Source organism: Bacillus sp. UMB0728 (genome assembly GCF_002858875.1).
GTDB classification, from domain to species: Bacteria; Bacillota; Bacilli; order Bacillales; family Cytobacillaceae; genus Bacillus_AB; species Bacillus_AB infantis.
In genome coordinates this window covers 160727-183493 of sequence record NZ_PKLA01000006.1, presented here as the reverse complement: position 1 = coordinate 183493, position 22767 = coordinate 160727, and the positions used below count along the sequence as shown (strand labels likewise).

The 22767-nt window shown below is 46.8% G+C and carries 29 protein-coding genes; 16 read left to right on the top strand and 13 right to left on the bottom strand.

Going from position 1 to position 22767, the window contains the following annotated elements:
- The first annotated feature begins 117 nt into the window (after window positions 1–117).
- Entirely contained in the window at window positions 118–963 is an 846-nt protein-coding gene (locus CYJ37_RS22445; protein WP_101551994.1) for a hypothetical protein, read from the top strand.
- 88 nt (window positions 964–1051) lie between these two features.
- Window positions 1052–1225, top strand: coding sequence for a hypothetical protein (locus tag CYJ37_RS27445; protein WP_009792415.1), 174 nt, complete (start codon window positions 1052–1054; stop codon window positions 1223–1225).
- Window positions 1226–1272: 47 nt separating this feature from the next.
- Here the strand turns inward: CYJ37_RS27445 and CYJ37_RS22440 are convergent, their stop codons facing one another.
- Window positions 1273–2004: an alpha/beta hydrolase gene (locus tag CYJ37_RS22440; protein WP_094768042.1), complete on the bottom strand. Its 732-nt coding sequence runs from the start codon at window positions 2002–2004 to the stop codon at window positions 1273–1275.
- 135 nt (window positions 2005–2139) lie between these two features.
- Here CYJ37_RS22440 and CYJ37_RS22435 point away from each other — a divergent pair, with 135 nt between their 5' ends.
- From CYJ37_RS22435 to CYJ37_RS22425, 3 genes are all read left to right on the top strand, one after another.
- The gene (locus CYJ37_RS22435; protein WP_101551992.1) at window positions 2140–2436 is read left to right on the top strand and encodes a hypothetical protein; all 297 of its coding nucleotides are present in this window, start codon (window positions 2140–2142) and stop codon (window positions 2434–2436) included.
- A gap of 458 nt (window positions 2437–2894) precedes the next feature.
- Window positions 2895–3389, top strand: a complete 495-nt coding sequence (locus tag CYJ37_RS22430; RefSeq protein ID WP_094768044.1) for a GNAT family N-acetyltransferase — start codon at window positions 2895–2897, stop codon at window positions 3387–3389.
- 15 nt (window positions 3390–3404) lie between these two features.
- Complete coding sequence (locus CYJ37_RS22425) at window positions 3405–4421, top strand: S66 family peptidase (protein WP_009792409.1); 1017 nt, start codon at window positions 3405–3407, stop codon at window positions 4419–4421.
- A 56-nt stretch (window positions 4422–4477) separates the two neighbouring features.
- Here the strand turns inward: CYJ37_RS22425 and CYJ37_RS22420 are convergent, their stop codons facing one another.
- Entirely contained in the window at window positions 4478–4789 is a 312-nt protein-coding gene (locus tag CYJ37_RS22420) for a hypothetical protein (protein WP_022543298.1), read from the bottom strand.
- 94 nt (window positions 4790–4883) lie between these two features.
- Here CYJ37_RS22420 and CYJ37_RS22415 point away from each other — a divergent pair, with 94 nt between their 5' ends.
- The gene (locus CYJ37_RS22415; protein WP_022543299.1) at window positions 4884–5222 is read left to right on the top strand and encodes a hypothetical protein; all 339 of its coding nucleotides are present in this window, start codon (window positions 4884–4886) and stop codon (window positions 5220–5222) included.
- Between the two features lie 220 nt (window positions 5223–5442).
- Here CYJ37_RS22415 and CYJ37_RS22410 read toward each other — a convergent pair whose 3' ends face one another.
- The 5 genes from CYJ37_RS22410 to CYJ37_RS22390 all read right to left on the bottom strand — a co-directional run bounded on the left by CYJ37_RS22410 (window position 5443) and on the right by CYJ37_RS22390 (window position 9029).
- Window positions 5443–5625, bottom strand: a complete 183-nt coding sequence (locus CYJ37_RS22410) for a DUF1272 domain-containing protein (protein WP_009792406.1) — start codon at window positions 5623–5625, stop codon at window positions 5443–5445.
- 108 nt (window positions 5626–5733) lie between these two features.
- Complete coding sequence (locus tag CYJ37_RS22405) at window positions 5734–6555, bottom strand: SPL family radical SAM protein (protein ID WP_101551990.1); 822 nt, start codon at window positions 6553–6555, stop codon at window positions 5734–5736.
- 11 nt (window positions 6556–6566) lie between these two features.
- Window positions 6567–7280, bottom strand: coding sequence for a 2OG-Fe(II) oxygenase (locus CYJ37_RS22400; protein ID WP_101551988.1), 714 nt, complete (start codon window positions 7278–7280; stop codon window positions 6567–6569).
- A 277-nt stretch (window positions 7281–7557) separates the two neighbouring features.
- Window positions 7558–8505 carry an L-lactate dehydrogenase gene (locus CYJ37_RS22395; protein ID WP_101551986.1) on the bottom strand — a complete coding sequence of 316 codons (948 nt, stop codon included), beginning with the start codon at window positions 8503–8505 and terminating at the stop codon, window positions 7558–7560.
- Window positions 8506–8702: 197 nt separating this feature from the next.
- Complete coding sequence (locus CYJ37_RS22390) at window positions 8703–9029, bottom strand: hypothetical protein (RefSeq protein ID WP_009792402.1); 327 nt, start codon at window positions 9027–9029, stop codon at window positions 8703–8705.
- Window positions 9030–9147: 118 nt separating this feature from the next.
- On the opposite strand from CYJ37_RS22390, the gene CYJ37_RS22385 reads away from it, so the two are divergent.
- The 4 genes from CYJ37_RS22385 to CYJ37_RS22370 all read left to right on the top strand — a co-directional run bounded on the left by CYJ37_RS22385 (window position 9148) and on the right by CYJ37_RS22370 (window position 10678).
- A complete protein-coding gene (locus tag CYJ37_RS22385; RefSeq protein ID WP_009792401.1) occupies window positions 9148–9300 on the top strand; it encodes a YfhE family protein in 153 nt (50 codons plus the stop codon).
- A 129-nt stretch (window positions 9301–9429) separates the two neighbouring features.
- Window positions 9430–9852 carry a DUF1801 domain-containing protein gene (locus CYJ37_RS22380; protein WP_094768049.1) on the top strand — a complete coding sequence of 141 codons (423 nt, stop codon included), beginning with the start codon at window positions 9430–9432 and terminating at the stop codon, window positions 9850–9852.
- An 18-nt stretch (window positions 9853–9870) separates the two neighbouring features.
- Window positions 9871–10389 carry a GNAT family N-acetyltransferase gene (locus CYJ37_RS22375; protein ID WP_101551984.1) on the top strand — a complete coding sequence of 173 codons (519 nt, stop codon included), beginning with the start codon at window positions 9871–9873 and terminating at the stop codon, window positions 10387–10389.
- A 34-nt stretch (window positions 10390–10423) separates the two neighbouring features.
- On the top strand, window positions 10424–10678 hold the full coding sequence (locus CYJ37_RS22370) for a hypothetical protein (protein ID WP_022543303.1): 255 nt from the start codon (window positions 10424–10426) through the stop codon (window positions 10676–10678).
- A gap of 26 nt (window positions 10679–10704) precedes the next feature.
- On the opposite strand, the gene CYJ37_RS22365 is transcribed toward CYJ37_RS22370, so the two are convergent.
- On the bottom strand, window positions 10705–11370 hold the full coding sequence (locus CYJ37_RS22365) for a hypothetical protein (protein ID WP_142385293.1): 666 nt from the start codon (window positions 11368–11370) through the stop codon (window positions 10705–10707).
- 93 nt (window positions 11371–11463) lie between these two features.
- On the opposite strand from CYJ37_RS22365, the gene CYJ37_RS22360 reads away from it, so the two are divergent.
- Window positions 11464–12300, top strand: a complete 837-nt coding sequence (locus CYJ37_RS22360) for a GNAT family N-acetyltransferase (RefSeq protein WP_180827419.1) — start codon at window positions 11464–11466, stop codon at window positions 12298–12300.
- 134 nt (window positions 12301–12434) lie between these two features.
- Window positions 12435–14480 (top strand): catalase, encoded by a 2046-nt coding sequence (locus tag CYJ37_RS22355; protein WP_101551979.1) that lies wholly within the window; start codon window positions 12435–12437, stop codon window positions 14478–14480.
- A gap of 43 nt (window positions 14481–14523) precedes the next feature.
- On the opposite strand, the gene CYJ37_RS22350 is transcribed toward CYJ37_RS22355, so the two are convergent.
- Window positions 14524–15774 carry a GGDEF domain-containing protein gene (locus CYJ37_RS22350; protein WP_101551977.1) on the bottom strand — a complete coding sequence of 417 codons (1251 nt, stop codon included), beginning with the start codon at window positions 15772–15774 and terminating at the stop codon, window positions 14524–14526.
- A gap of 418 nt (window positions 15775–16192) precedes the next feature.
- Between CYJ37_RS22350 and CYJ37_RS22345 the strand changes: the two genes are divergently transcribed.
- Window positions 16193–16393 carry a cold-shock protein gene (locus CYJ37_RS22345; RefSeq protein WP_009792392.1) on the top strand — a complete coding sequence of 67 codons (201 nt, stop codon included), beginning with the start codon at window positions 16193–16195 and terminating at the stop codon, window positions 16391–16393.
- A 94-nt stretch (window positions 16394–16487) separates the two neighbouring features.
- Here CYJ37_RS22345 and CYJ37_RS22340 read toward each other — a convergent pair whose 3' ends face one another.
- Together CYJ37_RS22340 and CYJ37_RS22335 are read right to left on the bottom strand one after the other, a co-directional pair.
- Complete coding sequence (locus CYJ37_RS22340; RefSeq protein WP_094768171.1) at window positions 16488–17744, bottom strand: cytochrome P450; 1257 nt, start codon at window positions 17742–17744, stop codon at window positions 16488–16490.
- A gap of 172 nt (window positions 17745–17916) precedes the next feature.
- Window positions 17917–18426 (bottom strand): SRPBCC family protein, encoded by a 510-nt coding sequence (locus CYJ37_RS22335; protein WP_101551975.1) that lies wholly within the window; start codon window positions 18424–18426, stop codon window positions 17917–17919.
- Window positions 18427–18656: 230 nt separating this feature from the next.
- Between CYJ37_RS22335 and CYJ37_RS22330 the strand changes: the two genes are divergently transcribed.
- The 3 genes from CYJ37_RS22330 (at window position 18657) to CYJ37_RS22320 (ending at window position 20757) form a co-directional block, all read left to right on the top strand.
- Window positions 18657–19283 carry a metal-dependent hydrolase gene (locus CYJ37_RS22330; protein ID WP_009792389.1) on the top strand — a complete coding sequence of 209 codons (627 nt, stop codon included), beginning with the start codon at window positions 18657–18659 and terminating at the stop codon, window positions 19281–19283.
- 158 nt (window positions 19284–19441) lie between these two features.
- Window positions 19442–20017, top strand: coding sequence for a LemA family protein (locus tag CYJ37_RS22325; protein WP_094768056.1), 576 nt, complete (start codon window positions 19442–19444; stop codon window positions 20015–20017).
- Window positions 20017–20757 carry a TPM domain-containing protein gene (locus tag CYJ37_RS22320; RefSeq protein ID WP_101551973.1) on the top strand — a complete coding sequence of 247 codons (741 nt, stop codon included), beginning with the start codon at window positions 20017–20019 and terminating at the stop codon, window positions 20755–20757. The genes CYJ37_RS22325 and CYJ37_RS22320 overlap by 1 nt, the downstream gene beginning before the upstream one ends.
- Window positions 20758–21003: 246 nt before the next feature.
- Here CYJ37_RS22320 and CYJ37_RS22315 read toward each other — a convergent pair whose 3' ends face one another.
- Together CYJ37_RS22315 and CYJ37_RS22310 are read right to left on the bottom strand one after the other, a co-directional pair.
- Window positions 21004–21678 carry an AlkZ-related protein gene (locus CYJ37_RS22315; RefSeq protein ID WP_101551971.1) on the bottom strand — a complete coding sequence of 225 codons (675 nt, stop codon included), beginning with the start codon at window positions 21676–21678 and terminating at the stop codon, window positions 21004–21006.
- Window positions 21675–22634: a DUF2268 domain-containing protein gene (locus tag CYJ37_RS22310; RefSeq protein WP_101551969.1), complete on the bottom strand. Its 960-nt coding sequence runs from the start codon at window positions 22632–22634 to the stop codon at window positions 21675–21677. Before CYJ37_RS22310 ends, CYJ37_RS22315 begins: the two co-directional genes overlap by 4 nt.
- Window positions 22635–22767 lie beyond the last annotated feature (133 nt).

Below are 22767 nucleotides of genomic sequence, written 5' to 3'. Positions count from 1 at the left end.
TGATAACTCAGAGGGTACTTTGTCCTTTTTTATTTGTCTAGAAAAAGGTCTTACACATACTTTTATACACCATCGAAGAAAGCAAAAGTTTATCTCAAGACAACAGAGGTGCAAAGAATGAAAGCCAAACTAATACTCGTTGAGGGGCTTCCCGGCTTCGGTAAGTCAACAACTGCCAGATATACAAAAGAGATACTCGATGAGGCAGGGCTGGAGACCAGATTATTTCTGGAAGGCAATCTCGACCATCCTGCCGACTATGATGGAGTCGCTTATGCGGCGGAAGCAGAGATGGAGAAACTGCTGAAGGAAGCAGGCGGCCAAGGAGAACTTATTAAACAATATACAATCAAAAAGAATGGCTATTATCTAGTTCTATATGAAAAAATGAAACGGAAATATCCTGATGCATTTCCTGAAGGCCTGCTGGATCCTATTATCCGGACTGATATTTACGAACTGCCTATGAAGCTGCATATGGAGCTGATGGAGGCCAGCTGGCTCAGCTTTGCAGAAGAAGCAAATGGAGATGCGGTGTATATATTCGAATGCTGCTTCATTCAGAATCCTTTAACCATCGGGATGATCAAGTACAATGAGCCGGCAAATGAAATCATGGCTTATGTTAAGCGGCTTGGCGAAACGATTAAAGAACTTGATCCGCTTCTTATTTATCTGGAGCAGGACGATCCTGAGTCAGCCTTCAGAAAGGCTGTGAAAGAGAGGCCGGCAGAGTGGTTCGAGGGCTTCACCGAATATTACACTGGCCAAGGGTACGGACTCAGCCGCGGATGGAAAGGCCTGGAGGGAACGCTGAAGGTACTGGAGGCAAGGAAGCAGCTGGAGCTGGACACGATGAAGCAGCTTGATCTGAAAAAGGCTGTGGTGAATAATTCCTGGTTCGATCCGGACAGCCATAAGGAAATGATCAGGCAGGTGCTGAAGGAACAAGGCGTAATTTAAGAAGAATTCCTATACCAAAACAGCCTGATGTGTTTGATAAAGCAGCTGTCCGGGAATATCCCCAAAAAACAGGCAAGGGGGATTAGAATTGAAGTTCAATAAAGATGACCTCACGAAAGTAATTAAAACGGCGGCAGATAAAGTAAGTGGAGACAATGCAGGCCAAACATCCAACAATGATGTTCAAACCCAGATAAACAGCATCAACAGACGGCTCTCATTGCTCGAGGAAGAGCTTAGGCAGATAAAGGAGAAGGTATAAGGGCCATTGAGGCCCTTTTTTGTTTAGGACAGTAATAATAATCCTGGTCAGGAACGGGCTTCAAGCCACCTCAAAATTTCTTTTACTATTAAATCCTGCTGTCTTTGAGGCGGAATGCTAGCATGATTGTCTCCTTTTTGAGGTCCATACATGCCGAATTGTGCATGGTTGCCGCCTTCTATTCCATATAAGTCTGCTCCATCAGAAAGCAAATGCCGTGTTTTCTCAATCTTCCCGGGTGTGGTCAGTCCATCTTTTTCCGCATAGATCGAAAGCATGGGCATCGTGGAATCTGAAAAGTCAGAGCCGCTGCTTGGATAGGAACCGAGCAGGATGACCCCATCAATCTGGTCCGCATGGTTAAACGCATAAGTAGCAGCGGAAACTCCTCCGAGGGAATGTCCTCCAATATACCATCTCTCAATCTCTGGATAATGCTCGATTAGTTCGTCTGCTTTATTTCCCTCGAGGATGGAGAAATTCAGGCGCATTTCCGGCACCAGCACCAGGTACCCATTCTCAGCAAGCCGCCCGCCCAAATAGCTGTATGCCTCTGGCTCCACCTTGGCTCCAGGGTAAATGATGATCCCTGCTTTCTTCACTGCACCCGGATCAAAGACAATCCAATCATTCTCATGCCGGATATTTTCTTCACCGATTAATTTAAAGAGTTCTTCAGACGGTTTATACGTTGCCTGGGCCCAAATGTAAAATCCCGCACCGCCTGCGATGATAACAGCTAAAACAATGATAAGGGCAACTTTAATGATCTTTTTCATAAAAAAGCCTCCTGCCCGCTGGATATATCTTTTATTGTATTTTAAAAAAGGAGAAGGTTCCAGATTTGCGTGTACAGCCTGAAACCTTCCCTGAGGTCAGCGCGTATATGAAGGAAAGCTATGGGAGGGTTTCAAATGAAAAGGTATAGAGTGATGGCTGCGGCTGCTATTCTAATCATCTTCTTCCTGCTGGCCGGAAACCATTTCATCATACATACAGGAGAAGCAGAAGCGGCGGCAGTTGAAGATAAAGGAAAAAAGGGCACAGAATTCTATGTTCTCCTTGATGGGCGGAAGCTGATGGTCGAGGACGAAAATGTCTGGAATCTGATTGAAGTGGGCGGAATCTACGACATTGCTTATGAATGGTATGGAAATAAAGATCCTGTCATAACAAGCATCACATTCCCAGGGGATGAGGGCAGCCATTGATGGGAAGCGGGATTAGAAGATGCAGATTCTCCGGGTTAAGGAATGGCTGCAGGCTTGCTCAAAAGGCTATTATGGGGTGTTTTAATTAGAAATTCCGGTTAAGCGGAGCGCAGTAGCCCGTTTTCCTGTTTTTCTAATCGATAGCCGGAATTTCTCCGTCTATTAGAGCTATATTTTGAGCTTTTTTGAAAATAAGGGAAATTTCTCCGCTAATTTTTCGGCCTGTCGCTGATTCCCTCATTCAGGTCGGGGAAGGTCCGCTCTTTTATGGACGGGCGGGGAACCCGCAATCAGAGCTTAAAATATGTAATGTGTGTTTCATTGAGCTTTTTTATAAAAATATTGAGGAATTAGCAGGAATAAGAGCCTGCCTAATCGAATATACGTTCTTTAACGAAAGGCTGGGTACCCTAAGGTAATTGCGGCATCGGGGCCTGAAAGATAGAAGGTGATCTTACATGGAAAAAACAGCACTGATAAAAACAGTCTCCCTTGAATTTTATAAAAACGAAGATGAATCGCGGCTTAAGGGCTATCAGCTCCCGGAAGAGCAGCTCGCCTTTACCTCAATGCCGGTTCCTGCGATTGAGGCCTGCCTGCAGGAGGATGACCGCCATCCTATTATCATTCAATATGGAGAGGATATAGCAGGCTTCTTCGTCCTTCATGGCAAGGGCGGGGCCATCAAGTACAGCCCGAATGAACAGGCGATCCTGCTTCGCGCCTACTCGATCAGCTCCAGCTATCAGGGGAAAGGGATTGCGGGTGAATCATTGAGGCTCCTGCCTGACTTTGTAAAAAAGCATTTTCCTGATAAAAATGAAATCGTCCTTGGGGTCAATCACAGCAATCATGCGGCCCAGCATGTCTATAAAAAGGCTGGTTTCATTGACCAGGGCCTTCGAATCACCGGAAAAAAGGGCGAGCAGTATGTGCTGCACATGCAGCTTTAGAAAGGGAATGAAATCATGATCAAATATCCGATTTTAAAGGAAGAGGCCGTAATTGGCGTAACAGCAACATCGTCAGGAGTGCCGGAAGAGCTCCACGGCATGATCCGCTCCGCCTGCAGCCGCATGGAGTCAAGGGGATTCCGCGTAAAGTGCGGGGACACTCTGTGGACACAGGAAAAAGCAAAGTCGGCCCCGGCGACAGTCAGAGCGGATGAATTCAATGAAATGATGGCAGACAGCGGGATAGACTTAATCATTCCTCCGTGGGGAGGGGAGCTTTTAGTAGAAATTCTGGATAAAGTGGATTTCGCCGGAATGGAAGAAAAGTGGATATTAGGCTATTCGGATACGAGTTTGCTGCTGTTGGCCGTCACTTTGATGACCGGGATGGCGACGGCCCATGGAACCAATCTTGCCGACCTGCGCGGTGAGCAAATGGATGAAACAACAGCCAGATGGCTGGATGTTTTGAAAACAGAAGAGGGCGGATCGGTCCAACAGGAATCTTCCAGCAACTATCAGAAAGAATGGCAGCATGAGAATCCTTCACCATATGTATTTCATTTAACAGAGCCGACGAGCTGGAAATCTATATCCGGCAGTCCGGAGAGGATGGAAGGCCGGCTGCTCGGCGGATGCATTGATGTTATCAGGCATCTGATCGGCACCCCTTACGGCCGTGTCCGTGAATTTCAGCGGGAGCACCTTGGCGGGGATCCTATTGTCTGGTATTTTGAGAACTGTGAAATGACAACAACCGATCTGCGCAGGACTTTGGTTCATATGAAGATGGCCGGCTGGTTTGAAGACTGTGCGGGAATCATGTTTGGTCGCAGCAGCGCCAACACAGCAGTTGGCGGCTATACTGCAGAGGATGTATATAAAGAGCTTTCAGCTGAGCTTGAAGTGCCCGTTATTTATGACATCGACTGCGGCCATGTCCCTCCGCAGGTCACTTTGATCAACGGAGCATACGCGGAAATTGAGGTCCGGGACGGGAAAGGCAACATAGTTCAGCATTTTAAAGCATAAGAAGAGGCAGGCTGCGGAGTCTGCCTTTTTAATCGTGCCTTAATGAGGCATGGCATTTAAGTTTCACCATAATACTCAGCAAAATAAAGGAAGCCGAATTTCCTTACAAGATAGTTTCTTAAAAGGCCTTCAGTTGCTTTTTCAATTGGAGGATCTGTAAGTGTATAAGCCTTGCCGTTAAGCCTGGCAAATTTCTTGGAATCTGCTTTGTTATGGTAGTCATCCTCGATAATGCCTGAAGTCAAAGCAGCACCTGGATAGCCGCTTATAAAAACATGGGTCCTGAGAGCAAGGTGAGGGGTTGAATGCAGCAGCAGGAAAATGATCACTATACCGGCAAGAACCAGTTTCTCTTTTTTATATTTCATGAAAGATATTCTCCTTACCATTAAGTTCTTTTAACTATTCAGTGATCCTTATGATAATCCTGCTAAAATCTAACAAAAAGGAGTGAAGCAAATTATGAAACGAATAGTGCTGTTTCTCTTTCTGGCAGCCGCTGCCATTCTGGCTGCATGCGGAGCATCCGGCCAATCTTCGGGAAGTTATCAAGTCGTTATCATAGGGGGTAATGAGGATTTGAGCGGAGCATTCAGCGATTTTGCCGGCAGCGGCGGACCGGTTGGCGAGCTCCGGTATATTGCTGATCCTGAAGAGGCCCGCAAAGAATTTTCGAAGTATTCCTTTGAAGAGGTCCCGGCCATATTCATTTTTGAGACCGGGGGAAGTGAAATGAAAAAGCTTATGCTGGAAACGAACGAGGTAGAAGAGGCACAGGCGTTTTTAGAGGGGAAGGACTAAAAAAGAGGCAGTTGGTAAATTAACTGGTGAAGTTGGTAGAATAACGTATGAAGTCGGTAGATTATGCCCTGAATCGGTAGAATAACCGTCGAATTTGGCAGATTATCAGGCCGATTAATAAAATGAGCTCAAAAAGGGGCAGGCTGCCGGCTCTCCCAGCGCCATATTGTCTGAAAACCAGCTTGAAGAACGCTATCCAAGCCGGCAAAAACAGCATTCTTCATCCAGCAGCAGTCTTTCTTGGCCTCTTGACAAGCTCGCCGCCGCAGTTCGGGCAAATATTCTCCATCTCTTCCGTGCAATCCCGGCAAAAAGTGCATTCATATACGCATATAAAAGCTGTATCGTCCAACCTCAAAGGAGCACTGCATCTTTCACATTCTTTTCTCATTTCCAAACCCATAGAAAGCCCTCCATCCGTCTATTTTCATAGCTAAGATTAGCAGAAATTCAGGCAATCATTCAGGGTCAGATCCCAACTATTTTCCGGGGTCAGCAGCGGCTGAAAACCTTATTGCGGAAGGAAGCCCTCTTTGCTGATCAGAACCTTTTCCGGAGGAAATACTTCTGTAAATCGCTTATATAGTTTCCTGTATGCGGTCCGGTTGTACCATTCTTTTAGATTCAGTTCTTCGTAAAGAGAAGGGATGCCGATCTTTTCCGTTCTTCGTCCTCCGCTTCCATCTCCCATAAAATAATCATCGATGCAAATCCGGTTTACAATGGGGAAAAGTAATTCCGGGAACTTCTCACTGCTGGGGAGCATAGGGGCAATGGCAGCCTGGACGGGTATTCCTGCTTCCTTCATCTCCCGCAGGGCCTTCAGCCTTGCGGGGATCGGCGGGGCGGAGGGCGTAAAATGCTTTCTTATTCTCTCGCTGTCCGTTTCCACTGTCATGCTGATCCGGACCTTTTCTCCAAGCTTTTGAAACAGATCCGCATCCCTTGCTGCAAGGGGGCTTCTTGTTTGGACAAACAAGAAATCCGGCTGGTTTTCTGTCATAGCTTCAAGCAGGGAGCGGGTAATTCTCTCTGTGTGCTCAGCCGGCTGATAGGGGTCTGTGCTGGAAGACATAAAAATGGTCACAGGGCCTTTCTGTTTTGCTTTTGTTATTTCTTTATCAAGCAGTTCTGCCGCACCCTGTTTTACGTCGACCCAGCTGCCCCATTCTTCGCTGCGGAAGATGGAGACTGGCATTTCTCTGACATAGCAGTAGGAGCAGCCAAACGCACAGCCTGTATAAGGGTTAAGTGAGTGGCTGTAGCTGGAAAGGAACCCGGTGCCTTTAGTCAAAATGGTCTTAGGTGTTTTATAGCCAATATTAGCTTTCATTGTTATCATCCTTATTTTGCATTGTGGAAGATGATTCCCAATCCATACCGGGTACCAGAGGAGAGTGTACTGACACCGTGGCGGACAGTGTTTTTGTAGTAGCCTCTTTTCCCCTGGACCGGCCTGCTGCTCGTTGGGAAAATCAGGGCCTCACCCTGTTCGAGCGTAATTACATGCCCGCGGCTTTGCGCTCTTGGGCGCTGTTCTACGAGAAGAGACTCACCGCCGGTGTAATCCTGTCCTCTTCTGCTCAAAGTGAATAATACCTGGAAAGGAAAAAACACATCTCCGTAAAGATCCTGGTGCAGGCAGTTGTAGCCTCCCTGCTCATATTTCAGGATAAGCGGGGTTGTCCGTTCCTGTCCGTGCTGCCTGCACTCTTCCAGAAATTCCTCCAGGGTGCCGGGATAGGCAGACTCTTTGCCAAGCAAGGCAAGCCAGCGGTTGGCAGCTTTCGCAAGCTCAGGGTAAAAAGCTGAGCGGAGCTCCTGCAAAAGAGGGGGAAGGGGATCCGCGAAGTACTTGTATTCACCTTCCCCAAAACGGTAGCGCTCCATATTGATGGTGCTTCGATAAAGGCTTTCATCCTCATACATACCGATAAGAGAATCGCATTGCGCGGGGGATAGGAGGGTGCCTAATTTTACAAATCCAGCCTCATCCAAGGATTGATGAAGCGCCTCCCAATCAAGTGTGCTTATCTTTTTGCCCATTTCGCTGTCCATGCTGCGGCCTCCTTTATTTCTAATGATATGTTCTATTATTAGCAAAGTCTTGTATTAAGAATGAGTTATATAGTGGTAAATAAAGGATATTTGAACTGATATTTAGGAAGGAGTAGTATGATGATTGTGCTTGCCGCTGTTACCGCACTATTTTCCATTCTGCTTAATCTGCGGAAGACAGTGAAACAAAATCTAAGGATATGAAGAAAGGAGAAGAGTAGTTTGATATATCTAAAACAAAAAGAAGCCGGCATCGGTTTGCCGGCTCCTATTTGAATTAAAGTGTACTGGCCATAATCTCCTTTAATACTTTCGCAGAGGTGCTGAACTGCTCTTTCTCTTTCTCATTGAGATCGATTTCAATTATTTCACGGATGCCTTCCCGGTTGATGATGGCGGGAACACCTATATAAAGGTCCTTTTCTCCATACTCACCGTCCAAATAAGCAGAAATGGTCAGAATACAATTTTCGTTATGGAGGATTGCTTTCGTAATCCTGGCCAGTGACATTCCGATCCCATAATAGGTCGCACCTTTTCTTTGAATGATATCGTAGGCTGCATCACGTACATTGACGAATATTTTTTCGAGACAGTCCGGGTTCACGTCTTCTTTGCGCTTCAAAAAGCTGCCAAGAGATTCAATTCCAATGCTGCTATGGCTCCAAACAGGGAATTCCGTATCTCCGTGTTCTCCGATGATGGCTGCGTGGACATTCCTTGTATCCACTTTGAAATACTCGCCCAGCTTAAAGCGCAGCCTGGCTGAATCAAGTACGGTGCCTGATCCGATGACTCTTTCCTTCGGGAGGCCGGATTCTTTCCACGTCACATATGTCAGGATGTCAACCGGATTTGTTGCGACCAGAAAAATGCCGTCAAAGCCGCTCGCCATAATCTGTTTGACAATGGTTTTGAAAATGCCGGTGTTCTTCGCTACAAGGTCAAGCCTTGTTTCACCGGGCTTTTGGGGCAAGCCTGCAGTGATGACGACAAGATCAGCTTCCCTGCAGTCATCATAGGTTCCGTTCCACAGTCTGACTGGGGAAGGGGCAAACGGCATTCCGTGATTAAGATCCATTGCTTCACCTTCGGCCTTAGCTTCGTTCACATCGATCAGGACAATTTCTTCTGCGGCGCCCTGGTTGACCATTGAGTATGCATAGCTGCAGCCCACAGCTCCAGTGCCAATTACAACAACCCTGTTCACTTTGTTTGTTTTCATCTCGAATTTCTCCCTTCAATTGTAAGAGTTATATGTCTGCTATTCCCGCGAGGCGGTTAACTAAGATACTTTTATTATATATTAAAAATGTGAAATAATTCACAAACTCTATGGCTATTTTGTGAAATTTTTCACAAGTTCTCTGCGGAATAACGGTTATGATCCTGTCATAACCGTTAAAGCAGCTTCAGAGCCCTTTATTCAGCACTTTCCAGCCTTTTTCTGAAATCTGAGGGGGAGAGGAGGGTGTGATCTGTATTTTCCTTCAATCCTTCCAGGAAACCAAGGTCGGCTTCGTAAAGATCCTCTTCATCGTATTTATTGCTGTAGTAAAGCTGTTCAGAGCCAGTTTGGAGAAGGAGACTAAGCTCCAGACCCATCGCGGAGCCGCTGGGACTGTCTTCGTCCCCGAGAACAGCACCAGGACGCGAGGATTCCTCCTGGCTGATGTACAAACGGGAACCAGCCGCATTTTCCGCCCTCTTCACCAATTCGGGAAGCGTACCTATCTTTTTCAATGTCATTCTTCATCACCTCTGTTCTTTGTTTACCTAATTAGAGGGGGCCTCTAAACTTTCCGTTTGCAGGAATGTCCGGAGGGTAAAAGAATAATGAATATAAATTGGAAAGGAGAATGCTAAAATGGCAGACAAAAAACCACCATACAAAGGGTTCAACACAGAGCAGAACAACGGGCTCTCCGATACCCAGGAAGTGAACTACAGCAGTGATTTCAAGAAAGCCTATAAAGCTGAAAAGAAACAAGACTCCGATTCCAGCGAAAAAAGTGAATGATGGAAAGGAAGCCCTGCCGCAAGACGGCGGGGCTTTTTGCATCTTATAAAAAGGCCGTCTGCAGGAAGGAGAACAGCCCCTGCTGTAGAAATGTACACTAAGTAAAATAGAAACTTAAGGAGGGAAATGATGTACGAGCAGAAGACGAGGGAAAATGATAAAAGTGTAGAAGAATTCATTGAAAATGTAGACAGCCCGAAGAAACGGCAGGATGCCTACAGACTGATTGAAATTTTTGAAGATACAAGCGGATACAAGGCGAAGATGTGGGGAGAGAGCATTATCGGATTTGGATCTTATCATTATAAATATAAGACCGGGCATGAAGGAGACGCACCGCTTGTCGGCTTTTCCCCGAGGAAGGCAAAGATCAGCCTCTATTTTGCCACCGGAGACACTCAAAGGGGAGAACTGCTTGAAAGATTCGGCAAGCATACAGCCGGCAAGGCCTGTGTGTACATCAATAAGCTGGCAGATGTGGATGAAGAGGTATTAAGGGAGCTGATCCTCCAATCGATCCGGTTTCTAAGGAATACATATCCGGAATCCTAGGGGACGGGAGGGGCAAGAATGAAGATCAGGAGAGCGAAGGACCAGGATGCAGAAGGAATCGCCAAAGTCCATGTGGAAACATGGAGGACTGCTTATAGGGGCATTATTGATGATGAATATCTTGCAGCTCTTTCCGTGGAAAAAAGGGCAGAGCTGTGGCACAGGAATATCGCGATACCCGGAAATATTGTACTTGTGGCAGAGGAAAATGGCAGGATAGTTGGTTTTGCAGACGGAAGTCAAGAGGAAACAGGGGAGTATGGCGGTTTCAAGGGGGATGTCACCTGTCTATATGTGCTTGAAGAGCATCAGGGAACTGGCCTTGGAAAGGCACTCCTGCAAGAGCTTTTTCAAGTATTTCAAAAAGAGGGAATTCGTTCTGCTATCGTAAAGGTGCTGAAAGAAAATGATGCCTGCAGCTTTTATGAACACACGGGTGCAAGACTGCTGAAGGATGCTATCCCAATAAAAATCGGCAGCGGCCGGGAGCTCGAGCTCTGTGTGTATGGATGGAAGGATTTTAACGCTGCATTTTAGCAGCCAGAAAATCAAGAATAGGAGAGATGAAGCGATGAAGCTGGCAGTAAAGGCATGTATCCTTTCAGCATCATGCCATCTAATATATGCGGCTTATTCTATGGTGAATGGCTATATACAAACCAAAAACTATGAACCTGATATGGACAGGGCCTGGCATGAAGCTGCCTCAGCACCGGCCTTGGTTTCATTTGGACCGGCACCGTCCCCCTGGATATTACCTCTGACTTTTATAGCAGGTGCGCTCCTGTTTGGAGCAGTGCTGTCGTGGAAAAAAAGTGCCCGGTGACAGGAGCCGTAAAAAATCCTCCAGCATTATGCCCCGCTGGAGGATTCCTTTTTACTCTCATATTCACTTGAACTGGTTCTTTCTATACCTATATTTCCAAGCAGGTTTTCTATTGCTGTTAAGTGCTTTTTATCCGGCACAGCAATGAGGCCTGGCTGAAACAAACGATTCTTCACCTTGAGTTTTAATTGATAGCCATTGTCTGCGCGGGAGTCCAGCCCGTAAAGAGGATGCCAGCGGACAATTTTCTCTGTCTCAAAAGAGCGGATTTCGGTCTGGCTGTAAAACCTTCCGTGCAGAATCATGCCGTCCTTCATGATAAATAGATTCTGCGGCTGGCGGATGAAGCTTGCAATGGCAAAGAATATATAAGCCGCATTCAAGAAGGCGGGGTCAAACCAATCGGTTAAAAGCAGGAGCAGGAGGAAGCCGGCCATGAGGAAAAAAGCACATACGGTTCCCCATTTTATATACTGATAGGATTTAGTATTTTTCGTGATCGGCTGCATTTCCTTCCATTCGCCTGGCAGCAGGATGCCTGAATATTCTTCCTGTGTGCGTGGGAATAAAGCTTGTCCCGACAAATCGGCCGCTTTTTTTATACGGAGCCGGAGCTGCAGCAGGTAGTAGCATCCGATAAGGAACATCATAATAAAAAACAGGTCAAGCCACATCGTTTTCCGCCCTTTCATTGTCTAAAATTTTTGCCCCTTGCCCTACTAATTAATACGGAGAAGATGGAAAAAGGTTCCCTATTTTTAAAAATCAGAAGGAGGCTAAGAAAAATGAAGATGACAGACCGCCTGAAAAGGATCATCCACTTGGCAGAAGGAGAACGGGTGGAGACTGGCTGCCGGTTTATCCAGCCGGAGCATCTGCTATCAGGGTGCCTGCTTGAAAGGACCGGGGCATTTGCGGAACTGGCGAATAAGTGCCGTTTAGACATAAGCAGCCTCCGCTCAGCCTCAGTCAAAAATTCTGAAGAAGGGGGGAGCTTGCTGCTTGGATTTCCGGCAGAGATATCTGAGGAAACAAAGGTCGTGATGGAGGCGGCGGCTGGATATATGAAGAAATACGGCCAGATGATCCTTAATGAAGGCCATCTCCTGAAGGCGCTGCTTTCCTGTGATTCTCTTGCTGATTTGGCAGGGAAGGAAGATAAACAGCAGATGCTAGCAATCGGGGCAGCAGCCAGAGATTTAGCTGTACATCTGGCATCGTACTCACCGCCTGACAAGCTGTTCTCTGCGGTCAGGAGAGCAGGGAAAAAGGATAGAGAGATGCTTGCCGCATTTGCAGAAGCCCATTTTTCGGCTGAATGGGCCCAAACGGCTGAAGCTGGGATGGAGCAGGAGGAACCGCCGGTCTACATAGCTTTCAGTGGAGACGGGGAACTGATTGGGTTTGCAGTATTTGATTCATACAAGGGAAAAAAGGGATATTTCGGGCCGATGGGAGTGGCTGGAGGCATTCGGGAAAAAGGAACAGGAAGCGCCCTTCTCCATGCCTGCCTGAAGAATATGAAAGAAATCGGCTATGAATATGCGGTCATCGGCGGGGCGGGGCCAATTGAATTCTATGAAAAGTCGTGCCAGGCTGTCGTCATTCCATATCCAGATTAAAATAACCACTGTTCAAAAAATTGAAACATTTAGTCTGCTTTCTCTGTTTAGCTCTCTCTTCTACTGGGAATGGGTAAGGGACTTGTACATAGCTGCCAGTCAGCATGAGCCATTCTATATGAGGAGGAGACTGAATGAAAGATAACCGCAATGTAAATGAATCCAGCAAAAACAAACAGCTGGAGCAATTCAGGACAGACGACCGTGGAGAAAAGCTGACAACCAATCAGGGAGTCAAAGTATCAGAGGACGAGTTCTCGCTTAAAGCCGGTGTCCGGGGGCCTACCTTGCTGGAGGATTTTCATTTCCGGGAAAAAATGACTCATTTTGACCACGAACGGATCCCCGAGCGGGTCGTTCATGCACGCGGCTTTGCAGCGCATGGGGAATTCCAGGTATATGAATCTATGAAAAAGTATACAAAGGCAAAGTTCCTGCAGGACCCTGCTGTGAAAACCCCTGTATTTGTAAGATTCTCAACGGTTGTCGGCTTCCGGGGATCAGCCGAGACTGTCAGGGATGTGCGCGGGTTTGCGACAAAGTTTTATACAGAAGAAGGCAATTATGACCTGGTAGGAAATAATATGCCGGTATTTTTTATACAGGATGCCATTAAGTTCCCGGATCTTGTTCATGCAATCAAGCCTGAGCCGCATAATGAAATGCCGCAGGCTTCTGCTGCCCACGATACCTTCTGGGATTTTGTCGCCAACAATCAGGAATCCGCCCATATGATCATGTGGGCTTTGTCAGACCGCGCGTTGCCAAGAAGCTTCCGCATGATGGAAGGGTTTGGCGTCCATACATTCCGCCTTGTGAATGAGGAGGGTATCTCGCATTTTGTGAAATTCCACTGGAAGCCTGTGCTTGGCGTCCATTCCCTCGTCTGGGACGAAGCACAGAAAATAGCCGGCAAGGATCCTGATTTTAACCGCAGGGATCTTTGGGAGTCTATTGAACAGGGCAACTATCCAGAATTCGAGCTGGGGATCCAGGTGATAAAAGAAGAAGACGAATTCTCCTTTGATTTCGATATACTTGATCCTACGAAACTCTGGCCGGAGGAGGACATACCCGTCCAAATCATTGGAAAAATGACGCTCAACCGGAATGTGGACAATGTTTTTGCGGAGACTGAGCAGGTCGCTTTCCACCCGGGCCATGTAGTGCCGGGGATTGATTTTACCAATGATCCGCTGCTGCAGGGGCGCTTGTTCTCCTATACTGATACACAGCTCCTTCGTCTGGGAGGGCCAAACTTCCATGAGATACCGATTAACCGCCCGGTTTGCCCTTTCCATAACAACCAGCGGGATGGTTTCCACCGGCAGACCATCAACAAGGGACCGGTGAGCTATCATAATAACTCAATCGCCAATAATACCCCTTCTCCTGCGTCAGAGGAAGAGGGCGGGTATGTTCATTACCAGGAGAAGGTCGAGGGTCGCAAGGTAAGATCGAGGAGCGATAGCTTCAAGGACCACTTTTCACAGGCGAAGCTTTTCTGGAACAGTATGAGCGGACCGGAAAAGCAGCATATCATCGATGCGTTCAGCTTTGAACTCGGCAAAGTGAAGAGCAAGTCGATCCAGCAGCAGGTTGTGGACATGTTTGCAAATGTCGATCTTGAAATGACAAGAGAATTTGCAAAAAATATCGGAGCAGTCCCTCCTGAAGAGGGCGGTTCTGCTGTAACAAAATCCTCGCCTGCACTCAGCCAGGAAAAAACGAAGAAGCTCCCTGCAACACGAAAGGTGGGAGTCATTGCCGCTGATGGATTTAATGGAGAAATCATGAAGGTACTGGAAGCCTTGAAGGCAGAAGGCATTATGCCCGTCATAATCAGCAGCAGGCTCGGGACGATTAAAGGCTCTGATGGTAGCGAGCTTGAAGTCCAAGATACATTCCTTACCACTGAATCTGTCTTGGTGGATGCCATATATGCCGCAGGAGGCAGTGGCGGGACAAAGAAATTTCAGCAGGATGCAGCCTATTTCATCCATGAGGCCTTCGCTCACTATAAGCCGATCGGAGCGACTCATGAAGGCAGGAACTGGCTTGAAAACAGAGGTAAAAACAATGCTGCAGGAATTGTACTTGGAGATGGAGCGGAAAGCTTCGCAGAGGAGTTTATCCAGGCAATTGCCCAGCACCGCTTTTGGGAGCGGGAGCTGGTATAAAAGGAAAGCAGCGGAACATGATTCCGCTGCTTTCTTTGTAATGCTAAGACCCTATAGCTTCCAGGCTGACTAAACCGTTCTTGGCCGAAACACGGTTCCTGCCAAGATCTTTTGCCTGAAAAAGCAGCTGGTCTGCCAGGATATAGGCTTTTTCCATTGGAGTTTCTGTGTTCACCTTCCCATAATAAAGACCGAAAGAGGCTGTATAGCCTATCTGAATCCTTTTTCCGTGGAAATCGGCTTCAGCCGGCTTTTCCAAAAGCCCCCGGTTAATATCTTCAATCAGCTTGCTGCATTGATTAAAGTTCCTGCCGCGGAGGAAAAGAGTGAATTCCTCTCCGCCGCTCCGGATAAGGACATCTTCCTCTGTGAGCACCCCTTTCAGGCAATCCGCAAAATGCCTGATAACGCAGTCGCCTACTGCGTGGTTATAAGAGTCATTGATCAGTTTAAATTTGTCTATATCGGCCACTATGATCCCAACCGTTTCCTGGGCCTTGTCCAATTCCTTCATTTTCTGATCCATGAAGGCGCGGTTATGGACACCTGTGAGAAAGTCGGTATATGCCATCTGCTCAAATTTATCGCGCTCATATTTATGCTGTGCACTCTGTGACTTGGAAAGGAAAGACCGGCTCACAAGATAATTCAGCAGGAACAGGCCAAGGAGCATATCCCATTTCCCTTGCTGGAGGAAAAGAAGGAGGAATCCGTTTGTAAAAGCGATCTTTCCCATATCAAGGACACTCCTGCTTTTTATAAAATCGATTGCCTCCCTGCGCGTATTGATTTCTCCAAGGAACGAGAAGAAAATGATCAAATAAAGGTCAGACAGGATGGCTGTCACGGTAATAAGCAGCAGCATCAGCAGCCAGAAGCCGAATGGGATGCCTTCCATCCTGGGATACAGAGATTGAAAGATGAAATAGGCAATGCTGTTATTCAGCGTAAAGGCACCGATATTGTAAAAGGTATGGACGAATTCATCAGGATCTGCTGTTTTGGTCTTCACTTTTGTAAAATAAACCGTAAAGCGATAGAGCGTCTCGAATATCAGCAGCCCTGCCGGCCCGGCGAAAAGTCCGAATGAAAGGCTGTAGGTAATGCCATAGTCAATGGTCGAGCTGCCCAGCTTGCTGTGTATCCTAAGATGGAAATAAGAAATAGAAAAGATCCAATAAAAAGCAAGGGCCAGGAGATATAGATTCATCTCCGGAACCGTCCAATCCGATTGGGAAGCAACAGCAAGTGAGGTGAAGAAAATAAAAAAGATAAATAATCGCGCCTTTAGCATAATTGGTATTTGGACCCCTTCCCCGCGATTGTTATAAAAAAATCGGTCTTAAAAAGTCAAACAGCTTAATTGCCACAAACCTATTTTCTAATTATATAGCAATTTAAAAATTCAGAACATAAAAAAAACAAATATTACATGATTTTCCCAACTAGAATAGAAGGGTGCCAGGCACGGCAGATGGACATTTGTCCAACTAGGGCCTGGCACATAAGAAAATTGTCGAGATTTATCGGATTGTTACCGTTTCCATTTTTTTAACGAATAAATTTGCTTATCCTTTGTTAATCTGTTATCATAAAGTGAAATTATTTTTGTTCGGTATATAAGGAAAGAACAGTTTTGATACTTTTCGCCTTGATAACTTTGAGCAAGAATAGTAATACAATGTGTGTTTACACGCAAGGAGGCAACAAACATGGCTACAGGTAAAGTTAAATGGTTTAATGCAGAAAAAGGATTCGGATTCATCGAAACTTCAGAAGGTCAAGATGTATTCGTTCACTTCTCAGCTATCCAAGGCGAAGGTTTCAAAACTCTTGACGAAGGTCAAGAAGTTTCTTTCGACATCGAAGAAGGTCAGCGCGGACCTCAAGCTTCTAACGTAGTTAAAGGCTAATACGCAAAGAATGGGCACTCAATTGAGTGCCTGTTTTTTTTCGGCAAAAAGGAAAGGACACCCGCCCTATAAACGGCGGAGTCCTCTTTAACGGTCATTTCCTTTTAATATTGCTCATAATAAAGCCGCTCTCTGGAAATGTCGGCATCCTGGAAAGGCTGAAGCTCAAGTCCTGATTCTCCGGAACAGAATAGTCGATCTCGTTCACGAGGAAGTCAAGGCTTGCTTTCATAACCTCAATCGTTATGCCTTCTCCGGGACAGCGGTGGCCTTTCGAGGCATCGCCGCCGCCTTGAGGGATCAGGTCAAAAAGGCTGCCGTCCCAATTTCCGAAACGCTCCGGCCGGAATTCGTACGGTTCCTCCCAAAGCAGCGGGTCATGGTTGGTTCCGTAAATGTCGAGAAGGACAAGCATCCCCTCTTTGAATTCCGCCTCATTCCAGATGAAGTCTTTGCGTACAATCGCTCCAAGGAACGGACCGAAAGGATAAAAGCGCCGCACTTCCTGGACAAACATTTCAAGCTCGCTGCCGCTGCGGGTCTGCAGCATCTCCTTATAGCGGGGATGACCGTGAAGGGCAAGGGCAGAAAAGGCAATGAAAGTCGAAATGGCAACAATCGGGCGGAGAACATTGATGAGCTCGACAGCGGCCATTTGTGAATCAAGATGAGTCCCATCCAGATTTTTGTGGAAGGCCATTTCATACAGGGCAGTACCTTCTTCTGCAGCCAGCTTTCCATCTCTGACATCCTCGATAAGACCCCGTATCCAGTCTTCTGAGCTGCCCCTCGCATGCCTGCCTTTCCAATGGCGGGGACCAACCGCCCCGAAGGCGTCTACCATATCGGCAAACTCTTCAGCTCTCTCTTTTTCATCCTCCTGCTTCAGCGGGACACCCGCCCATGCACAGGCTGTGCGGCAGAGAATAACCTTTGCTTCTTCCATCAGCACAACTTCACGGCCGTCTTCCTGCCATTTGGCTGCCGCTGCCTTCCATTCATTCATGACCATCCCGGCAAGCCTTTTTTGGTGGGGAGGCGTCATCAGGGACATGAACAACAGTTTCCGGTGGATATGGGCGTCACCGTCCATCGTCTGGATGGCATTTTCACCAAACAATGTTTTTTGTATCCGTTTGGGAGCTGCCCCGTTTCTTTTGAAACGGTCTGTATCATAGAATAGCCGAGCCGCTTCTTGTCCGCTCATGCAAATCACCTTTTGCCCGAGCAGCCGGGCTTCAAAAAGCTCTGTTCCGTACCGTTCTTTTCTGTTAGGAATAAATTCGTAGCCTTCCTTCATTAAAGTAAGGCTGTTATCAAGACTTTTATCATGAGGAATCTGCCCGTTCATGGCCATCAGCATCTGCTCCTTTGTATACCTGCATTTGTCTTGTATTATTTTTCACTAATTGCAGGCGGTTAAACACCGGGCTTAAGTTTCTTTAATAGAAACTTCTGAAACCCGGCAATATTGTTTGCGGGAACAAAAAAACTCCCCATCAAGTAATGGGGAGAATGACAGATTATTTAATCATCCTTAAGTATTCATCCAGCTGGCTGAAGGTGCTGGAGTATTCCTGGTGCAAACCATCAAGTGCAGCTTCAAAGCTGCGCTGCTCATGTTCTTCAGGATTTAGAGGGGACGCGAACAGCTCTATCTCGGTTTGATCCTCCGAACTGAGGAAGCCTACATGATTGACCACTTCAAGAGGCCATCCGGAATTAAAAGGAGCGCGGACAGCACTCCCTTCTTCATCTGAAAATGAATTTATAAATACGAGCTTATCCGGAGGAGAAATTTCATCAAAGATGAACCGGCCCCATATTTCATATCCTTCGGGAGACTTTTGGCTATAGTGGAACATTCCTTTTGGATGGAGTTCCAGCATGGTGACCTTCATGGCATAACCTTTTGGGCCCCACCAGTTCTTGAGGTGCTCTGCTTCTGTCCATGCTTTGAATACAAGCTCGCGCGGCGCATCGAATTTCCTTGAAACCACTAGCCCGGTTCGGGTATCTTTTAGCATTGTCATGTCCTCCTCCTTTGAAATATTCAGCCGAGGGAGGTGGGAAATAGAAGCTGCGAAGTCTGGCCCGGCCATAATTATACTATTCTAAATATACGTTAAAAGAATGAAAGCTGTAAATTTATTTATCAAAAATGAAGTTATATTTTTCCTGGAAAAGACTAATTCCCTATGCAATCATATGTTCTATTATGCTAGTATAATAAGTAACTTATAAAAAAAGACAGGATGACAGCATGAACGGAACAGCGCATATGACAGTCGGGGCCGTCATTGGATTTATGGCAGCAAATGCCGTGCAATCAAGCCCTGCGGAAACTCTTGTACTAGTGGGGATCGGCACAGCTTCAGCCCTCTTGCCGGATGCCGATATCGACGGCAAGCTCAGCAATAAAATTACGATATCACATAAAGCAATCCGCTCGATTGCCCAGACGATAGGGCTTTTGATGTGTTTGTACAGCTTTCTTGAAGGAGGAGATCAGGAGCGCTGGCTCGGAATGGGGGCTGGTGCAGCCATTGTAATCCTGGCATCCTTCATCACGAAGAGGAGGATGCTGACGGTTACAGGAATCGGGATAGCGGCCGGCGGCTTGTCTCTTCAGGAAAGCTGGCTTTTGCTTTTGGGCATATACATCATTGCAGCATCATTTGTCTCCCATAGGACCTACACGCATTCAGCGGCTGGCCTGATTTTCTTTGGGGTGATTGCCTATCAGCTCGATAGCTCCCTTGGGATAGAAGGAGTCTTTAAGACCTGCATGGCTGCCTATGCGAGCCATCTTATCACCGATATGAAGTTTTTACCTTTTAACAGGCGCGGCATTAAATTATTGCTGCCATTTTCATCAAAAGAGATATGAAGAAGCAGTCCTGAAGGGGGCTGCTTCTTTTTATAAGCTGGAAAGTTATATCCTGAAAATGCCATCTTTCATTCCCTTCTTGAAAGTTTAGCTTTCCGGAAAAGAAGGAAAAATAATGTTCAAGCAGATAAATCATCTATGAATTGGAAGTGGACAACTTGAAAAAGGGTTTTGCAGGGATAGCGATTGCCGTTGTAGCCTTAGTCATCATTTTTATGATGCTGGGATCCAGCTATAATGGATTTGTAAATGCCGAGGAAGATGTGGACAAAGCGTATTCTCAGATCGAGAACCAGCTTCAGCGAAGGCTGGATCTGATCCCAAACCTCGTTAATACAGTCAAAGGATATGCAGCACATGAGAAGGAAGTCATCCAATCCATCTCTGATGCCAGGGCGAGGCTGGCAGGCGCAAGGACGCCGGAAGAAGAAGCGACGGCCAATACCGAGCTTTCAAATGCATTGAGCAGGCTGCTCGTTGTGGTCGAGAACTACCCGAATCTGAAGGCGGACAAGCAATTTACGCAGCTGATGGATGAACTTGCCGGAACAGAGAACCGGATATCGGTGGCACGCCAGGATTATAATGAGCAGGTAGGAAGCTACAACAAAAGAATTAAAAGGTTCCCCGGTGCGATTGTTGCCAATGTGACCGGCTTTGATGAGAAAGAATACTTCCGGGCCGATCCAGCTGCCGAAGAAGCGCCTGAAGTTGATTTTGGGGGCAATGAGTAATGATCCGGCATCGGGCATTCCCTTTTGTTCTGGCCCTTCTCCTGCTGTTCATCTCTGCAGGCGCAGCACACGCTGAAGAAAACGGAATTCCCGCCCCGTCCGGGGATATATATGTCCAGGATTTTGCAGATGTCCTAAGCCTGGAGCAGGAAAATGAAATACGGGCCCTCGGGCGCTCTCTTGAAGACCGGACCACTGCCCAGGTAGCAGTCCTGACAGTGGAAACAACCGGGGGAAGGCCAATTGAGGAATACGCGAACCAGGCATTCCGGCAATATGCAATCGGCAGTGCCGAAGAAAACAATGGCGTCCTGCTTGTTCTTGCCATGAAGGACAAAAAAGCCCGGATTGAAGTCGGCTATGGGCTGGAGGGCCGGATACCTGACGGCAAAGCCGGAAGGATACTTGATGAAATGACGATTCCGCTGCTCCAGGCCGGACAGCCGGGGCAGGCTGTCCTTGACACATATAAAGCACTTGCCGGCGAAGCCGCAGCGGAGTATGGCCAGGGCCAGGGTACAGCACAGCCTGCAGGAGAGCAGGGCACAGGCATTCCTTCCTGGCTATTATTTATTATTATCGTCGGGGTCATTGTGCTGGATTTCATGTTCTTTGGCGGTACACTGACCTATATTCTTCTTTCTGTCATTTCGCGGGGCGGAGGAAGAGGCGGCGGAGGCGGACCACGCGGCGGCGGGGGAGGCTCATCCGGCGGCGGAGGTGCCAGCAGGGGCTGGTGAGAGAGAAAAGAAGGGCTGCTTGCGTGTGATTTTGCCGATTCGGTAGAAAAAGTCAGGAAATAATCAAAAAAACACCGGCTTTAAGTGAATGAATCCTTCAATCGGTAAATTCAAGCACCGCTCTGATTCTAAACCACTCACATTCAACCGCTGCAAACACGTCTTAAGGCTAACCCCGAGCTTTAGACGAACAGATTAATAAAAAGCCGGAAACTATGAATGATTAGTTTTCGGCTTTTCACCATTTTAGGATAATATTTTTGAAATCTTCTTCATCGCTTCGTCCGGGCAGAAACCGGAGAAATGCTGCAATAGTTTTTCTCTGGCATCCTCTCTGCTGATAGCGAGGCGCTCAATCCCGTTTTTCTCCAGCCAGCTTTCCATCGTTTCATAGGAGGTGCTGTTCCATCCGTTCGTTTCCCCTGCTTCATTTTGTTTTTCCTTTATTCCGGAAATGACAATATCCATGCTTCCCTGCAGTTCCTGCAATCCTTGGTCGAAAGCCTTTTTGTGCTCTTTGCCAAGCATGTTCGCCTCTTTCCGCAAAAGGCGTGTATCAATTCCTTCCTGTGAGCGGATAAGGCTGTACAGAGTCAGCGCTTCTTTTGAAAGCTCCCCCTTATGGTATCTTTCTTCAGGCCCATCGTTTTTTCCCAGAACAGCGAGAAAAAGAGGTACCCAGTCTTTTGAAATGAAAACTGCCTTTTTACTGATGAACTTTCCGTAAGCGGCAATCCCTTCCCCCGCAAACCGGGTCCGCCATGTCCAAGGGTCTGAATCTCCCCCTGCATGCCAGCTTACAGGATCCGTAATGGTATTGAGCGCCGGGTATCCCGGAATGAGGGGAGCCAGCGGCAGCAGGCCTGTCTCCTTGATGATGACTGCTGCTTCATTAAATTCCACTGCTTTGTAATCTTTCATGATTCAGCTTCCTCCTTTGGATAATATCTTTCTATGTATCTGCCTTTTTTCAATATTTCATCAGGCGAAGCGGCTGTCCACTCTTCGACGGTGCTGCCTGTTTCTTCAATGTAGGCTTTCACGATTTTGTATCCTTCGCTGTAGCCGTAATGGAGGGGAAGGGGGCCACCGCCATTAAGCACTTCAAGTGATCGGCTAAAGTCAGCCTTATGGAGGTCGTCTCTCACCTTATTCCAGAAAACTGGAGCTGCCTTTGTATCGAGGGGGAGGCTGGTCATTCCCGGATATACTGTTTCTTCAAACATGACGGCTTTTCCCTCAAAAACAAGGTTGTCCAAAACTGTATTCTGATGAGAACTCTCAAAATGCTGCTCTGTCCATGTGCTGTGATGGTATTCATGGGATATTGAACTTTTGATCATGCGATCAGAAGAATTATAATCACTATAATAAAAAATAATCCTGCCTGCACCGGTGGCCACCATGGTTTTAACCATTGTGTTGTCTGTCGGAAAAATGCACACATTGATGTCTTTAGTGGATGGGAGAATTTCAGAAGATTTTTCGAGCGCTTCTTTAATCAGGGAGTCCAAACGCTCTTTGTTCATTGAATTTATTACTTTTTTAAGGGTGCCTGGAAATTTGTTCACCTGATAATCCTGGATTTCCTCTGCCATATGAGGGTAATCAAGGTCTGTAAAACATTCCTTTTCAATAGGCTTAAGAATTTTTTCTTCATAAAGTGCCTGCCGTTCCTGGCGTGGTGTCTGTTCAAGATTATCCAGATAATCTTCATAGAGGTACTGTGCATGGACAATGTTGAAATTCTGGTTTCCGCCATCATTTTTGAAGGATGAGACGACCGGCTTAGTTGCTTCATCGGCCTCTTTTTCACATCCGGCAAGAACTGCAGAAATGAGTATGAGAGTAACCAGCGTAAGGAGGGGCTGTTTCATCACTGGTACCTGCCTTTCTGTTAAATTAGGATATAAATATTATAGTTTAATTTGGAAAAAATTACATGGTGTATCCCGTATCTCCTTTCACCTTGAAAACGTTAAGCATATGTCCAGGAAAATGATTGGAGGC